At 70.5% G+C, this 12,298-nt stretch carries 13 protein-coding genes; 11 read left to right on the forward strand and 2 right to left on the reverse strand.

Going from position 1 to position 12,298, the window contains the following annotated elements; all coding sequences use genetic code 11:
- Positions 1–382: 382 nt before the first annotated feature.
- Complete coding sequence (locus CXP56_RS18440) at positions 383–748, forward strand: hypothetical protein (RefSeq protein WP_028847648.1); 366 nt, start codon at positions 383–385, stop codon at positions 746–748.
- Entirely contained in the window at positions 741–1,142 is a 402-nt protein-coding gene (locus CXP56_RS18445) for a hypothetical protein (protein ID WP_028847647.1), read from the forward strand. The genes CXP56_RS18440 and CXP56_RS18445 overlap by 8 nt, the downstream gene beginning before the upstream one ends.
- Before the next feature lie 95 nt (positions 1,143–1,237).
- Here CXP56_RS18445 and CXP56_RS18450 read toward each other — a convergent pair whose 3' ends face one another.
- Entirely contained in the window at positions 1,238–2,200 is a 963-nt protein-coding gene (locus CXP56_RS18450) for a 4-hydroxy-3-methylbut-2-enyl diphosphate reductase (RefSeq protein WP_286902153.1), read from the reverse strand.
- Positions 2,201–2,541: 341 nt separating this feature from the next.
- Here CXP56_RS18450 and CXP56_RS18455 point away from each other — a divergent pair, with 341 nt between their 5' ends.
- The 8 genes from CXP56_RS18455 to CXP56_RS18490 all read left to right on the forward strand — a co-directional run bounded on the left by CXP56_RS18455 (position 2,542) and on the right by CXP56_RS18490 (position 9,574).
- A complete protein-coding gene (locus CXP56_RS18455; RefSeq protein ID WP_028847645.1) occupies positions 2,542–3,207 on the forward strand; it encodes a lipid droplet-associated protein in 666 nt (221 codons plus the stop codon).
- Positions 3,204–4,496 (forward strand): exodeoxyribonuclease VII large subunit, encoded by a 1,293-nt coding sequence (gene xseA, locus CXP56_RS18460; RefSeq protein ID WP_286902154.1) that lies wholly within the window; start codon positions 3,204–3,206, stop codon positions 4,494–4,496. Before CXP56_RS18455 ends, xseA begins: the two co-directional genes overlap by 4 nt.
- Positions 4,493–4,735 carry an exodeoxyribonuclease VII small subunit gene (locus CXP56_RS18465; RefSeq protein ID WP_028847644.1) on the forward strand — a complete coding sequence of 81 codons (243 nt, stop codon included), beginning with the start codon at positions 4,493–4,495 and terminating at the stop codon, positions 4,733–4,735. Before xseA ends, CXP56_RS18465 begins: the two co-directional genes overlap by 4 nt.
- Before the next feature lie 69 nt (positions 4,736–4,804).
- Positions 4,805–5,890, forward strand: a complete 1,086-nt coding sequence (glpX, locus tag CXP56_RS18470) for a class II fructose-bisphosphatase (RefSeq protein ID WP_028847643.1) — start codon at positions 4,805–4,807, stop codon at positions 5,888–5,890.
- 350 nt (positions 5,891–6,240) lie between these two features.
- Positions 6,241–7,041 carry a S1 family peptidase gene (locus CXP56_RS18475; protein ID WP_286902155.1) on the forward strand — a complete coding sequence of 267 codons (801 nt, stop codon included), beginning with the start codon at positions 6,241–6,243 and terminating at the stop codon, positions 7,039–7,041.
- A gap of 248 nt (positions 7,042–7,289) precedes the next feature.
- Positions 7,290–8,084 carry a S1 family peptidase gene (locus CXP56_RS18480; protein ID WP_286902156.1) on the forward strand — a complete coding sequence of 265 codons (795 nt, stop codon included), beginning with the start codon at positions 7,290–7,292 and terminating at the stop codon, positions 8,082–8,084.
- A gap of 324 nt (positions 8,085–8,408) precedes the next feature.
- A complete protein-coding gene (locus tag CXP56_RS18485; protein WP_286902158.1) occupies positions 8,409–9,206 on the forward strand; it encodes a S1 family peptidase in 798 nt (265 codons plus the stop codon).
- Between the two features lie 242 nt (positions 9,207–9,448).
- Positions 9,449–9,574, forward strand: coding sequence for a hypothetical protein (locus tag CXP56_RS18490; protein WP_286902159.1), 126 nt, complete (start codon positions 9,449–9,451; stop codon positions 9,572–9,574).
- Positions 9,575–9,647: 73 nt separating this feature from the next.
- Here CXP56_RS18490 and CXP56_RS18495 read toward each other — a convergent pair whose 3' ends face one another.
- Entirely contained in the window at positions 9,648–10,619 is a 972-nt protein-coding gene (locus tag CXP56_RS18495) for an NAD(P)/FAD-dependent oxidoreductase (protein WP_028847639.1), read from the reverse strand.
- A 116-nt stretch (positions 10,620–10,735) separates the two neighbouring features.
- On the opposite strand from CXP56_RS18495, the gene CXP56_RS18500 reads away from it, so the two are divergent.
- Positions 10,736–12,151 (forward strand): class II fumarate hydratase, encoded by a 1,416-nt coding sequence (locus tag CXP56_RS18500; protein ID WP_286902160.1) that lies wholly within the window; start codon positions 10,736–10,738, stop codon positions 12,149–12,151.
- Positions 12,152–12,298 lie beyond the last annotated feature (147 nt).

Here is a 12,298-nt window from a genome sequence, read left to right on the forward strand (position 1 = left end):
CCCGCGCCGCCGCGAGCCGGCAGCGCCGAACCGTGGCCGTGACGCTGGCCTGCGCGATTCCGGCCCGCACCCGCGGCGGGAGCCGCCTGCCCGGCGCATGCAGGACAGCGGGCCGCACCCGCGTCCGGATCGGGCCGCCCCGGTGGGCAGGCCCCCGGTGCGTGGCAGGCGCACTCCGCCCCCGACCAGGCCGTGGGAGGCGGAGGGCGGGCCATCGGGTGTGCCGCCGCGTCGTCGGGTGCCACCCCCGTCGGCGGGTGGCCCGGCGCGCAAACCGCCACCGCGTGGCGAAGGTCCGGAACCACCTCGCCCGCGTCGGCAACCGCCTCCGCCGCGGAGCCGACGGTGGGATCCCGACGAGTCCGGCTGACGGAGCTGCGCAATGCCTGACGTTCTGCCCGAGGCGCTGATCGGGGCCTCGCTGGTGACCGCTGCGCTGCTGCTGATCCCGCTGGTGCGCGGGCGGCGGCCGGGCGGTGTGCTGTTCAGCCTGTTCGGGTTGATCGAGCTCGGCCTGTTGGTGCTGCTGGTCTGGAGCATCGTGCTGGTGGCGTCGACGGAACGGGACGTGGACACCGCGACGTTCGTCGGCTATCTGCTGGGTGCCGCGGCCGTGCTGCCGCTGGCCGTGCTGTGGGCGCGCAACGAGACCAGCCGCTGGGGCAACACGGTGCTGATCGTGGGGCTGCTGGTGATCCCCGTACTCATCGTGCGGCTGAATCAGATCTGGGACGCTGCCCATGGCTGACGATCTGGCCACCACCACCCGTTCCGGCCCCGGACGGCTGCTGGTCGCCGTGTACGCGATCTTCGCGATCGCCGCCACGGCGCGGTCCGGGGTGCAGATCGCCACCAGGTTCGAGCAGGCACCGCTGGCCTACCTGCTGTCCGCGTTCGCCGCGCTGGTGTACGTGCTGGCCACGGTGTGTTTGGCCAAGGGGAACGCCGTGTCCCGCCGCATCGCCTTCGCCGCGTGCAGCGTCGAGCTCGCCGGTGTGCTGAGCATCGGCGCGCTCAGCCTGCTGCGCCCGGAATGGTTCCCCGACGCCACGGTCTGGTCGGTGTTCGGCCAGGGCTACCTGTTCATTCCGGTGGTCCTGCCGCTGCTCGGGCTGTACTGGCTGCGGCGCACGGCGCGGTGAACTGACGTGCCGCACCGGTTCGGCTGCACCATCCGGCTACCGGACGGGGTCCTCGAGCCGGCACGCGGGCTCCGGCCGCTGACGGGACCACGCGGTCAGCGCACCTGCGACCGCTGCTTGGCGTCGCGCAGCTCCCTGGGCAGTGCGAACGAGATCTTCTCGCTGGCGGTGGTGATCTCCTCGACGTCGCGCCAGCCGCGCTCGGACAGCCAGTCCAGCAGCTCCAGCACCAGCACGTCCGGAACGGACGCGCCACTGGTCACGCCGATCGTCTCGACGCCGTCCAGCCACTTCTCGTCGACCTCGTCGGCGTAGTCGATCAGATACGCGTCCTTGGCCCCGGCCTGCAGCGCGACCTCCACCAGGCGGTTGGAGTTCGACGAGTTCTTCGACCCGACGACCAGCACCAGGTCGCACTCGGGGGCCATGGCCTTGACCGCGGTCTGCCGGTTCGACGTGGCGTAGCAGATGTCGTCCGACGGCGGGTCCGCCAGCTTGGGGAAGCGCTTGCGCAGCTGTTCGACCCGCTCCATCGTCTCGTCCACCGACAGCGTTGTCTGGGACAGCCACACCACCTTCTCCGGGTTGCGCACGGTGACCTTGTCGACGTCGTCGGCGGTGTCGACCAGCTGGACCCGGTGCGGCGCCTCCCCCGCGGTGCCCTCGACCTCCTCGTGGCCCTCGTGGCCGATCAGCAGGATGTCGTAGTCCTCGCGGTCGAAGCGGTTGACCTCTTTGTGCACCTTGGTGACAAGCGGGCAGGTGGCGTCGATGGTACGGAGGTTGCGGGCGGCCGCCTCGGCGCGCACGGCAGGCGAGACACCGTGCGCGGAGAACACCACGAGCGCCCCTTCCGGGACCTCGGACAGCTCCTCGACGAAGATGACGCCGCGCTTGCGGAGGGTGTCGACGACGTGCCGGTTGTGCACGATCTCCTTGCGGACGTACACCGGCGGCCCGTACTTCTCCAGGGCCTTCTCCACGGTGACGACCGCCCGGTCGACCCCCGCGCAGTAGCCGCGCGGCTTGGCCAGCAACACCCGCTTGCCCGTACTCATGCCCCCTACCCTACGGGCATCCACCCGGGTGAAGCTTCCGCAGGTGAGCCGTGGCACCGTCATGGTGCTGTCCACGTGCAACCGGACCGAGGAAGCCTCCGCAGGTGAGCCGTGGCACCCCTGGCGGCCACGAGCCCGCCACGGACACCTTCGTCCTTCGTCATCGCGTGGCCAGGGCATCGCGCCCGGCCACAGCCCGCACTGCTCCATGCGCATGACCAGCGGTGCGGTGTCGGCCCTCCGCCGGCTTGGGGCGGGGCAGTTCTCCACAGGGGTGGACTCATCCACAGTTCCGTCACCTCAGGGTTGGGTCCGCCACTCAGGTGAGAGAGACTGGGCGCATGAAGCCACTTCCCCTGCCGGTACGGGTCGCGGCCGGGTTGTTCGTCACCGCCCGCGAGCGCGCCAAGGATCTGCCCCGTCAGCTGATCGGCTTGCCGATCACCGTGGTCAGCCACGTGCTGCAGACGTCCATGCGCGTCCAGCAGCACATCACCGAGCTGGCGTTGAAGGGCGACGAGGCGCTGTCCGCGCTCCGGCCGGTGGAGGAAACCCCGAGCTGGGCGACGTTCGACGAGGACCTGGAGGAGACCGCCGAGGAATTCGCGAGCGTGGTCTCCGTCCCGGCGCCGCGGGCGGAGCGCAATGGCTCCGGCTCCGCGGCCAGCGCCCGCACCAGCCTGTTCGACCGCGCGGCCGCAAGCGAGCGGACGGCCGTCGAGGACAGCGAGGAGTCTCCGTGGGAGGCGGAAGCGCGCGAGGTGGCCGCCCGCGACGCCGACCCGAACGACGACCCGGAGCAGGGCGACGGCCCGCGGGCGCCGAGCTGGCTGCCGAACTACGACCAGCTGTCCCTGGCGCAGCTGCGCGCCAGGTTGCGCACGTTCGACGTCACGCAGCTGTCCGAACTGCTGGCCTACGAAAAGGCCAGCTCGAACCGGCCGTCCTACGCCGGGATGCTGCAGCGGCGGATCGAACGGTTGACCGGAGGTGACTCCGCGCCGTGACGGCCGAGCCCGCGCAGGTGGATCGCGAGCGCCCGACGCCGGAGCGGCCGTGGCCGGTACGCACCGTCGCGCGCAAGATCGCCGACTGGATCCACCGGCTCGGGCACGTGTGGATGGAAGGCCAGATCACTCAGATCACCGCGCGGCCGGGCACCAGGACCGCGTTCCTGACCCTGCGTGACCCGGCCGCGGACGTCTCGCTGACGGTGACCTGCCCGGTCGGGCTGCTCGACGAGGTGCAGCCGCCGCTGCGGGACGGCGCGCGCATCGTGGTGCAGGCGCGCCCCAACTTCTTCGTCAACCGGGGCACCATCAGCATGCGGGCGACCGAGATCCGCACGGTCGGCATCGGCGAACTGCTGGCCCGCATCGAGCGGCTGCGCCGGCTGCTGGCCGCCGAGGGCCTGTTCGCCCCCGAACGCAAGCGCCCGCTGCCGTTCCTGCCCAAAGGCGTCGGGCTCATCACCGGCCGGGCGTCCGCCGCGGAACGGGACGTGCTGGCGAACGCACACGCCCGCTGGCCTGCGGTCCGGTTCACCGTCTACAACACCGCGGTCCAAGGGCCCATGGCCGTCCCGCAGATCGTCCGTGCCTTGCAGGAATTGGACGCCGACCCCGATGTCGACGTCATCGTCATCGCTCGTGGCGGCGGCAGCGTGGAGGATCTGCTGCCGTTCTCCGACGAACGCCTGTGCCGCGAGGTGGCGCGCACCCGCAAGCCGGTCGTGTCGGCCATCGGCCACGAGCCGGATTCCCCGTTGCTCGACCTGGTTGCCGACGTGCGCTGCTCGACGCCGACCGATGCGGGCAAGCGCATCGTGCCGGACGTCGCGGTGGAGGCGGAGCGCGTCGCCGAACTGCGTCAGCGGTGCCGCCGCGCCCTCCGCGGCTGGGTGGAGACCCAGTGCGAGTGGCTTGCGCAGATCCGCAGCCGCCCGGTGCTGGCCGATCCGTACGGCCCGCTGGATCGCCGCGCCGACGAGATACGGCTGGCCCGGGAGCGCGTCCGCCGTGCCGTGCTGACCGCGCTGTCCGCCGAACAGGCGAAGCTGGCCACCGCACGCGGCCGGCTCGCGGCGCTGGGACCGGCGGCGACGATGGCGCGTGGTTACGCCGTGGTGCAGGTGCGCCGGCCGGACGGATCGCTGACCGTGCTGCGCTCGGTGGAGGATGCCGCCGTCGGCGCCGAACTGCGCGTGCGGCTGGCCGACGGCGCGGTCCACGCGGTTGTCGACACCGTCACGCCCGATACCGGTGACAGCGAATCGTCTGCCAGGATCGAACCATGAGCGGCGAATCCAACGGCTATTCCGCGCTCGGCTACGAGCAGGCTCGCGACCAGCTCCTCGAGGTGGTGCGCGAGCTGGAAGCGGGTGGCCTGTCGCTGGAAGAGTCCCTCGAGCTGTGGGAGAAGGGCGAAGAACTCGCCCGGGTGTGCGAGCGGCACCTGGAAGGCGCCCGCAAACGCATCGACGACAAGCTGGCTTCCGTCGGCGAGGACCCCGACAAACCCGGCGAGGGCGAGTAACGCCGCACGACAGCCGACCAGACCTCGGCGATTCGCGAGTATCCACGAGCGTCACGACGGGAGGACACCATGAGCGCGACCGACCCGGCTCCGCAGACCTCGAGCCCCACCGCAGACCGGTCCGGCGCCCGCCGGGGCGAGGCCCCGGACCGCAACCTGGCCATGGAACTGGTCCGGGTCACCGAGGCAGCCGCCATGGCGGCCGGCCGTTGGGTCGGCCGCGGTGACAAGGAAGGCGGGGACCAAGCGGCGGTCGACGCCATGCGCCAGCTGATCAGCACCGTGTCCATGCGCGGCGTGGTGGTGATCGGCGAAGGCGAGAAGGACGAGGCCCCGATGCTGTACAACGGCGAGCTGGTCGGCAACGGCGACGGGCCGGAGTGCGACGTCGCGGTCGACCCGATCGACGGCACCACCCTGATGAGCAAGGGCATGCCGAACGCGCTCGCCGTGCTGGCGGTGGCCGAGCGCGGCGCGATGTTCGACCCGTCCGCGGTGTTCTACATGGAGAAGCTGGCCGTCGGCCCGGAAGCGGCGGACGTCGTCGACATCACCGCGCCGGTCGCGGAGAACATCCGGCGCGTGGCGAAAGCCAAGAACACCGACGTCAGCGACGTGACGGTGTGCATTCTCGACCGGCCACGGCACGCCAAGCTGGTGGAGGAGGTGCGCCAGGCGGGCGCTCGGATCCGGTTCATCACCGACGGCGACGTGGCCGGGGCGATCGCGACGGCGCGGCCCACCACCGGTGTGGACATGCTGGTGGGGATCGGCGGCACCCCGGAGGGCATCATCGCCGCGGCGGCGATGAAGTGCATGGGCGGCGCATTGCAGGGCCGGTTGTGGCCGAAGGACGACGCCGAGCGGGAGAAGGCGATCGCCGCGGGCCACGACCTCGACCGGGTGCTCACCACCGACGACCTGGTCAGCGGCGAGAACGTGTTCTTCTGCGCCACCGGCGTCACCGACGGCGACCTGCTTCGTGGCGTGCACTACCGGTCCGGCGGAGCGACGACGCACTCGATCGTGATGCGGTCGAAGTCGGGCACGGTGCGCATGATCGAGGGCTACCACCGGCTGACCAAGCTGCGCGCCTACTCCTCGGTCGACTTCGACCGGAAGGGCGACGAGCGGGCTGTGCCGCCACTGCCGTAGCCCGCCCTCCCAGCAGGCGGCGGGCACGCCGGCATTGCTGCCGGGGCTCCGGTGAGCACCGCGCCGCCCTCCCAGCAGGCGGCGGGCACGCGATCCGCTCCTCGAGCACGGCCCGGCCGCTCACTCGGTCCACCACGGCCCCGGCGATCCGACCCGGACGTCGGGGCTTTCCCATGCGCGAACGCCGCACAGGTCATCGAGAACATGGTTCACGACTTTTCGCGACCAAACGTAAACAGTTGACGGATCCCTACTTTCGCGGGTGTCACACGTTCGGTCATGACCCCTACCTTCCGTCACCAATGCACTCCGTCGGCGGATGCCGGCGACGACGGAAGGAGGAAGAGAACATGCGGAAACGTTCTCTGGTGGTGGGACTCCTGGCGGCGGCAGCCACGGCTGTGAGTGGTGTGGCGGCAACCGGCGCCCTCGCCGCACCCGCAGACACCAAGGACGACGTCCAGCCCTACATCGTCGGCGGGCACGACGCCACCGAGGAATACTCGTTCATCGTTTCGCTGCAGCAGGGCGGCAGGCATTTCTGCGGCGGGTCGCTGGTCGCGGCCGAATGGGTGGTCACCGCTGCGCACTGCGTGGAAGGCACCAGCCCGTCGTCCATCCAGCTGCGCATCGGCAGCAACGACCGCACCTCCGGCGGCGAAGTGGCGCGGGCTGCCTCCATCACCATCCACCCGGACTACGACATCGCGAACGACATCGCGGTCATCAAGCTCGCCGCGCCGGTGCAGGCCACGCCGATCGCGCTGGGCACCTCGGCCGACGTCGGCACCACGTCACGCATCCTCGGCTGGGGCCAGACCACGCCGTTCCCCGGCGCCGACAACGGCGCGGACTACCTGCAGGAACTGGACGTGTCGGTGGTCGACCCGAGCGGATGCAGGGGCGGCTACATCGACCCGGCGACCGAGCTGTGCACCGACAACCCCGGCGGTGACTCGGGCGCGTGCTACGGCGACTCCGGCGGCCCGCAGATCGCCAAGGAAGGCGGCAACTGGGTGCTGATCGGCGCCACCAGCCGCTCCGGCGGCAGCTCCACGTGCGCGATCGAACCGTCGATCTACACCAGCACCGTCGCGCACGCCGACTGGATCAACGACGTCACCGGAGGCGCGGTCAGCGCAGCGAGCTGATTCTCGCGCAGCACCAGCGAGGGGTCCGCCGGGTCACCGGTGGACCCTTCTTCACGCGCACGCGATTGGTGCAGACGCGTCAGGCATCGCAAGGTTGCGTAAGAAGGCAAGAAATCACAGCACAACAATCCATCGGGCGATTCTCGCCATTGCCCTACTTTCGCCGGTGCTTTTCCTCCGACCCCGCACTTACCTTCCGTGCCCGAGCGCTCAGGTGCGCTCGCGTACCAAGGAGGGAGAAGCACCGCATGACGAAACGATTGCTGCGGGCAGGACTGGCGGCTGCGACAGTCGCGGTGCTCAGCAGCCTGATGGCGCCGATTGCTTTCGCGGACGGCAACTCCGACGTCAGACCGTTCATCCTCGGCGGGCATGACGCCACCGAGGATTACCCGTTCGCCGTCTCGATTCAGTACTCCGGCGATCACTTCTGCGGTGGCTCCCTGGTCGCTCCGGAGTGGGTGCTGACCGCCGCACACTGCGTCGCCGACGTCCAGCCCGCCCAGCTCACGTTGCGCGTCGGCAGTATCGACCGCACGTCAGGCGGTGAAGAGGCGCGGGCCGACACGATCGTCGTCCACCCGGGCTGGCACGACGGCTCCGACGACATCGCGCTGGTCAAGCTGGCGAAGCCGGTGACAGCCGAGCCGATCACGCTGGGCACCTCGGCCGACGTCGGCACCGACGGGCGCGTCCTCGGCTGGGGCCGGACCACGAACGATCCCGACGACTACGGTCCCGACATCCTGCAGGAGCTGGACGTGACCGTGATCGAGCCGCACGAGTGCCGGGACGCGTCGATCAGCCCGGACGACGAGCTGTGCGTCGCCGGGCCGACGGCCGGCTCCGGTCCCTGCTTCGGCGACTCCGGCACCGGAATGATCACCAAGGAAGGCAATGCCTGGGTGCTGGTAGGGGTCGCCAGCCGCTTGGGCGGGGACGCCGACGGGTGCGGGAAAACCCCAACGATCTACACCTTCGCACCTGCCCACAGCGAATGGATCGCGAACGCCACCGACGGTGCCGTGAGCGGACGGCCCTGACCGCGTCGAACGGGCGAAGCCTTGCGACGCCGGACAGCACGCCGAGCACCCAGCCGCCCCAACACCTCGACAAGCGAAACCCCGCGCTGGTCCTCGGCCGTGCTCACCCTCGCAGCACATTGCTGCAAATGCCGACGAGCGGAGGAAAGCCGACCCGGGAGGAAACCCGGCCCATTGTCCGTGAATGCAAAACCGTTGGCCTCCGGGGAAACGGCAGGCCGCGCCCCTACTTTCGCAGGTGTCGTTGCGGAGCGGGCCGCACTTACCTTCCGCTTGTCAGAGCTGTCGGCCGAGCCGGCGCCCTACGGAAGGAGAAATCACCGCATGCGGAAACGTTCTCTGGTCACCGGTCTGGTCGCGGCGGTGGCCACCGCGGTGAGCTGGCTGACGGCGCCGAGCGCTTCCGCAGACACCGCAGCCGACGTCAAGCCGTTGATCGTCGGCGGGACACAGGCCACCGAGGAATACTCGTTCGTCGCCTCGCTGCAGTACTCGGGCAAGCACTTCTGCGGCGGGTCGGTCATCGCCCCGGAGTGGGTGCTGACCGCCGCGCACTGCGTCGACGGATTCCGGCCCGCTCAGATCAGGCTGCGCATCGGCAGCAACGACCGCACCTCCGGCGGCGAGCTGGTGCAGCCGGACCGCTTCGTCGTCCATCCCGGCTGGCTGGGCACCAGCAACGACATCGCACTGATCAAGCTGGCCGAACCCCTGCAGGCCGAGCCCGTCTCGCTGGGCTCGGTGACCGAGGTCGGCACGGCCGGCCGGCTGCTCGGCTGGGGGCAGATCACGCCGCAGCAGGGCGCTGACGCGGGTTCCGACCTGCTGAAGGAGCTGGACGTCACCCTGGTCGGGCCGAACAACTGCCGCGCCGGCCTGATCGACCCGAAGACCGAGCTGTGCGTCGGCAGCACCACCGCGGCTTCCGGCCCCTGTTTCGGCGACTCCGGTGGTCCGATGATCACCAAGGAGGGTGGCGCCTGGCGGCTCATCGGCGTCACCAGCCGTCTCGGTGGGAGAAGCGTGCGGTGCGCGGACGACCCGTCCATCTACACCAACGCCGCAGCCTTCTCCGCTTGGATCGCCAAGTCGACCGGCGGAGCCGTCAAGACCACGCACTGATATCTCCCTCCCGGTGAGCGAAGGGCCCACGACCTCGTGGGCCCTTCGTTGTGCGCTCGGCGGGACAGCTGGGGCGGCGGGCAGCCGCGGCCGCGCGGCACGCAAGCCGTGGCAACTGCCGTGACCACGGGCGATGCCAGGACAAGCCACCCACGGCGATACCGGGACAAGCCGCCCACGGCGATACCAGGGCGACCAGCGACTCGGGCGGCCCACAGATCAGCAAGGAGAACGGCACCTGAGTGCTGATCGGAGCCACCAACCGCGGCCCGTTCGGGTGCGGCACAAGGCCGTCGGTGGACGCCAACGTGGTGGCGGACGCGGAGTGGGTCAGCCAGACCACCGGGGGCGCGGTAGAAGCCTCGTGACAGTCACGCGGTGAACCCGTCTCCACACTCGCCAAGCGGCCCGCCCGGGCGGGCCCGCATCGTCACTTGTCCGTCACATGTCAGAGGAATGCCCCGGGAACAGGTGCGCGTGCGGGTCCAGGGTCACCGCGATGTTGTTCACCGCCGTTGCGGCTTCTCCGAACCCGGTCGCGATCAACTTGACCTTCCCCGGATAGGTCGCCACGTCACCCGCCGCGAACACGTTCGGCCGCGTGGTCGCCATCCGGGTGTCCACGACGATCTGCCGTCGCTCGATCTCCAAGCCCCACTGCTCGATCGGGCCCAAATCGGCCGTGAAGCCCAGCGCGGCGACGACCGTGTCCGCCGGCATGCGGACCGGATCGGCGCCCTTCCGCGTGATCTCCACCTCGCGTACCCGATCGTCGCCGAACATCGCTGTCACCTCGGCGTCGGTGATGATCGGGATGCCCAGCTCCCGGGCTCGCGCCACCACCGACTCCGCGGCACGGAACCGGGCGCGGCGGTGCACCAGCGTCACGCTGGCCGCGATCGGATGCAACGCCAGCGCCCAGTCGAAAGCGGAGTCTCCCCCGCCGACCACGATGACGTGCTTGCCGCTGTGTTCCTGCAGCGACGGCACGAAATGCACCACCCCGCGCCCCATCCACTCCTGCCCGGCGGGCAGCGGGCGTGGGGTGAACTCCCCGATGCCCGCGGTGATCAACACCGCCCTGGTGCGCACCGGGTCCCCACCCTCGATGCCGACCTCGAGCTTGTCGCCGGCTTCGGTCAGCGTGGTCGCCTTGCAGCCCAGCAGGTAGTGCGGGTCGGCCTGCTCGGCCTGCTTGACCAGTGCCGCCACCAGGTCCCGGCCCAGCACCGCGGGAAATCCGGCCACGTCGTAGATCTGCTTCTCCGGGTACATCGCGGTGATCTGCCCGCCCGGCTCGGGCAGCGAGTCGACCACGGCACAGCTCAGCCCGCGGAACCCGGCGTAGTAGGCGGCGAACAAGCCGGTGGGCCCGGCGCCGACGATGAGCAGATCGACTTCGAGGCGGCTCATACCGGAAGGTTATCCCGGTCACACCGGTCGTGCGGTTCTTCGCGCGCGCCGCTCGGCAGACGAGACGTAACTCGCGATGAGTGGCCGCGCCGCGCGCGCCGGGCCAGACTCGAGGCATGGTCGACAACACTGGCGCACCGGACGGCTACCGCATCGAACGCGACACGATGGGCGAAGTGCGCGTGCCCGCCAATGCCCTCTACCGGGCGCAGACCCAGCGGGCGGTGGAGAACTTCCCCATCTCCGGACGTGGCCTGGAGCGATCCCAGATCAGGGCGCTCGGGTTGCTGAAAGCCGCCTGTGCCCGGGTCAACGGCCGGTTCGGTGTGCTCGACGACGAGCTGGCCAAGGCCATCGCCGACGCCGCCGACGAAGTCGCCGAGGGCAAGCACGACGAGCACTTCCCCATCGACGTGTTCCAGACCGGCTCAGGGACCTCGTCGAACATGAACGCCAACGAGGTCATCGCGACCCTGGCGAGCAGGCGGCTCGGCCGGGACGTGCACCCCAACGACCACGTCAACGCGTCGCAGTCGTCCAACGACACGTTCCCCACCACGCTGCACCTGGCCGCCACCGAAGCGGTCGTGCGCGACGTCATCCCGGCTCTGTCGTACCTGGCGGAGACCATCGAAGGCCGGGCCGCGGAGTGGGGCGACCTGGTGAAGTCCGGCCGGACGCACCTGATGGACGCGGTGCCGATCACCTTCCAGCAGGAAGCCGGCGCCTGGGCCGCCCAGCTGCGGTTCTCGGTCGAGCGACTGGAGGCGTCGGTGCCCCGGCTGGGCGAGCTGGCCATCGGCGGCACGGCTGTCGGCTCCGGCCTGAACGCGCCACCCGGATTCGGCGCCGCCGTGGCCGAGGAGCTGGCCAGGGTGACCGGGCTGCCGGTGACCGAGGCGCGCAACCACTTCGAAGCGCAGGCGTCGCAGGACTCCGTGGTGGAGGCGTCCGGTCAGCTGCGTGCCGCCGCGGTGGCGCTGCACAAGATCGCCAACGACGTGCGCTGGCTCGGTTCCGGCCCGCGTGCGGGCCTGGCCGAGCTGGCGCTGCCCGACCTGCAGCCGGGGTCGTCGATCATGCCCGGCAAGGTCAACCCGGTCATCTGCGAGGCCACGTTGCAGGTGGTCGCCCAGGTCGTCGGCAACGACGCGGCCGTGGCGTTCGCCGGGGCGCAAGGCAACTTCCAGCTCAACGTGAACCTGCCGGTGATCGCCAGGAACGTGCTGGAGTCGGCACGGCTGCTGTCCGCGGTGTCCCGGCTGCTCGCCGACAAGGTCTTCGCCGGCCTGCAGGTCAACGCCGAGCGCGCCCGGGCCTACGCGGAGGGCTCGCCGTCCATCGTCACCCCGCTGAACCGCTACCTCGGCTACGAGGAAGCCGCCGCGATCGCCAAGCAGGCGCTGGCCGAGAACAAGAGCATCCGCGATGTGGTGGTCGAGCGCGGCCATGTGGCCAACGGCAAGATCACCGAGGAACAGCTGGACGAAGCACTCGACGTGCTGCGGATGGCCCGCGGCAACGCAGGCTAGCCGCGGAGCGCAACGACCCGGCAGGCCGGTACCCCGGGCATGGCGTGCTGATCGATCAGCGACCGCGGGTCCCACCGCGGCTCGAGCCCCGCCGCGGCGGCCATCCGCGGGCGTTCACTCGACCCACGAGTACCGCACCGCCACCGA

It is taken from the genome of Thermocrispum sp. (assembly GCF_002919275.1).
GTDB lineage: Bacteria > Actinomycetota > Actinomycetes > Mycobacteriales > Pseudonocardiaceae > Thermocrispum > Thermocrispum agreste.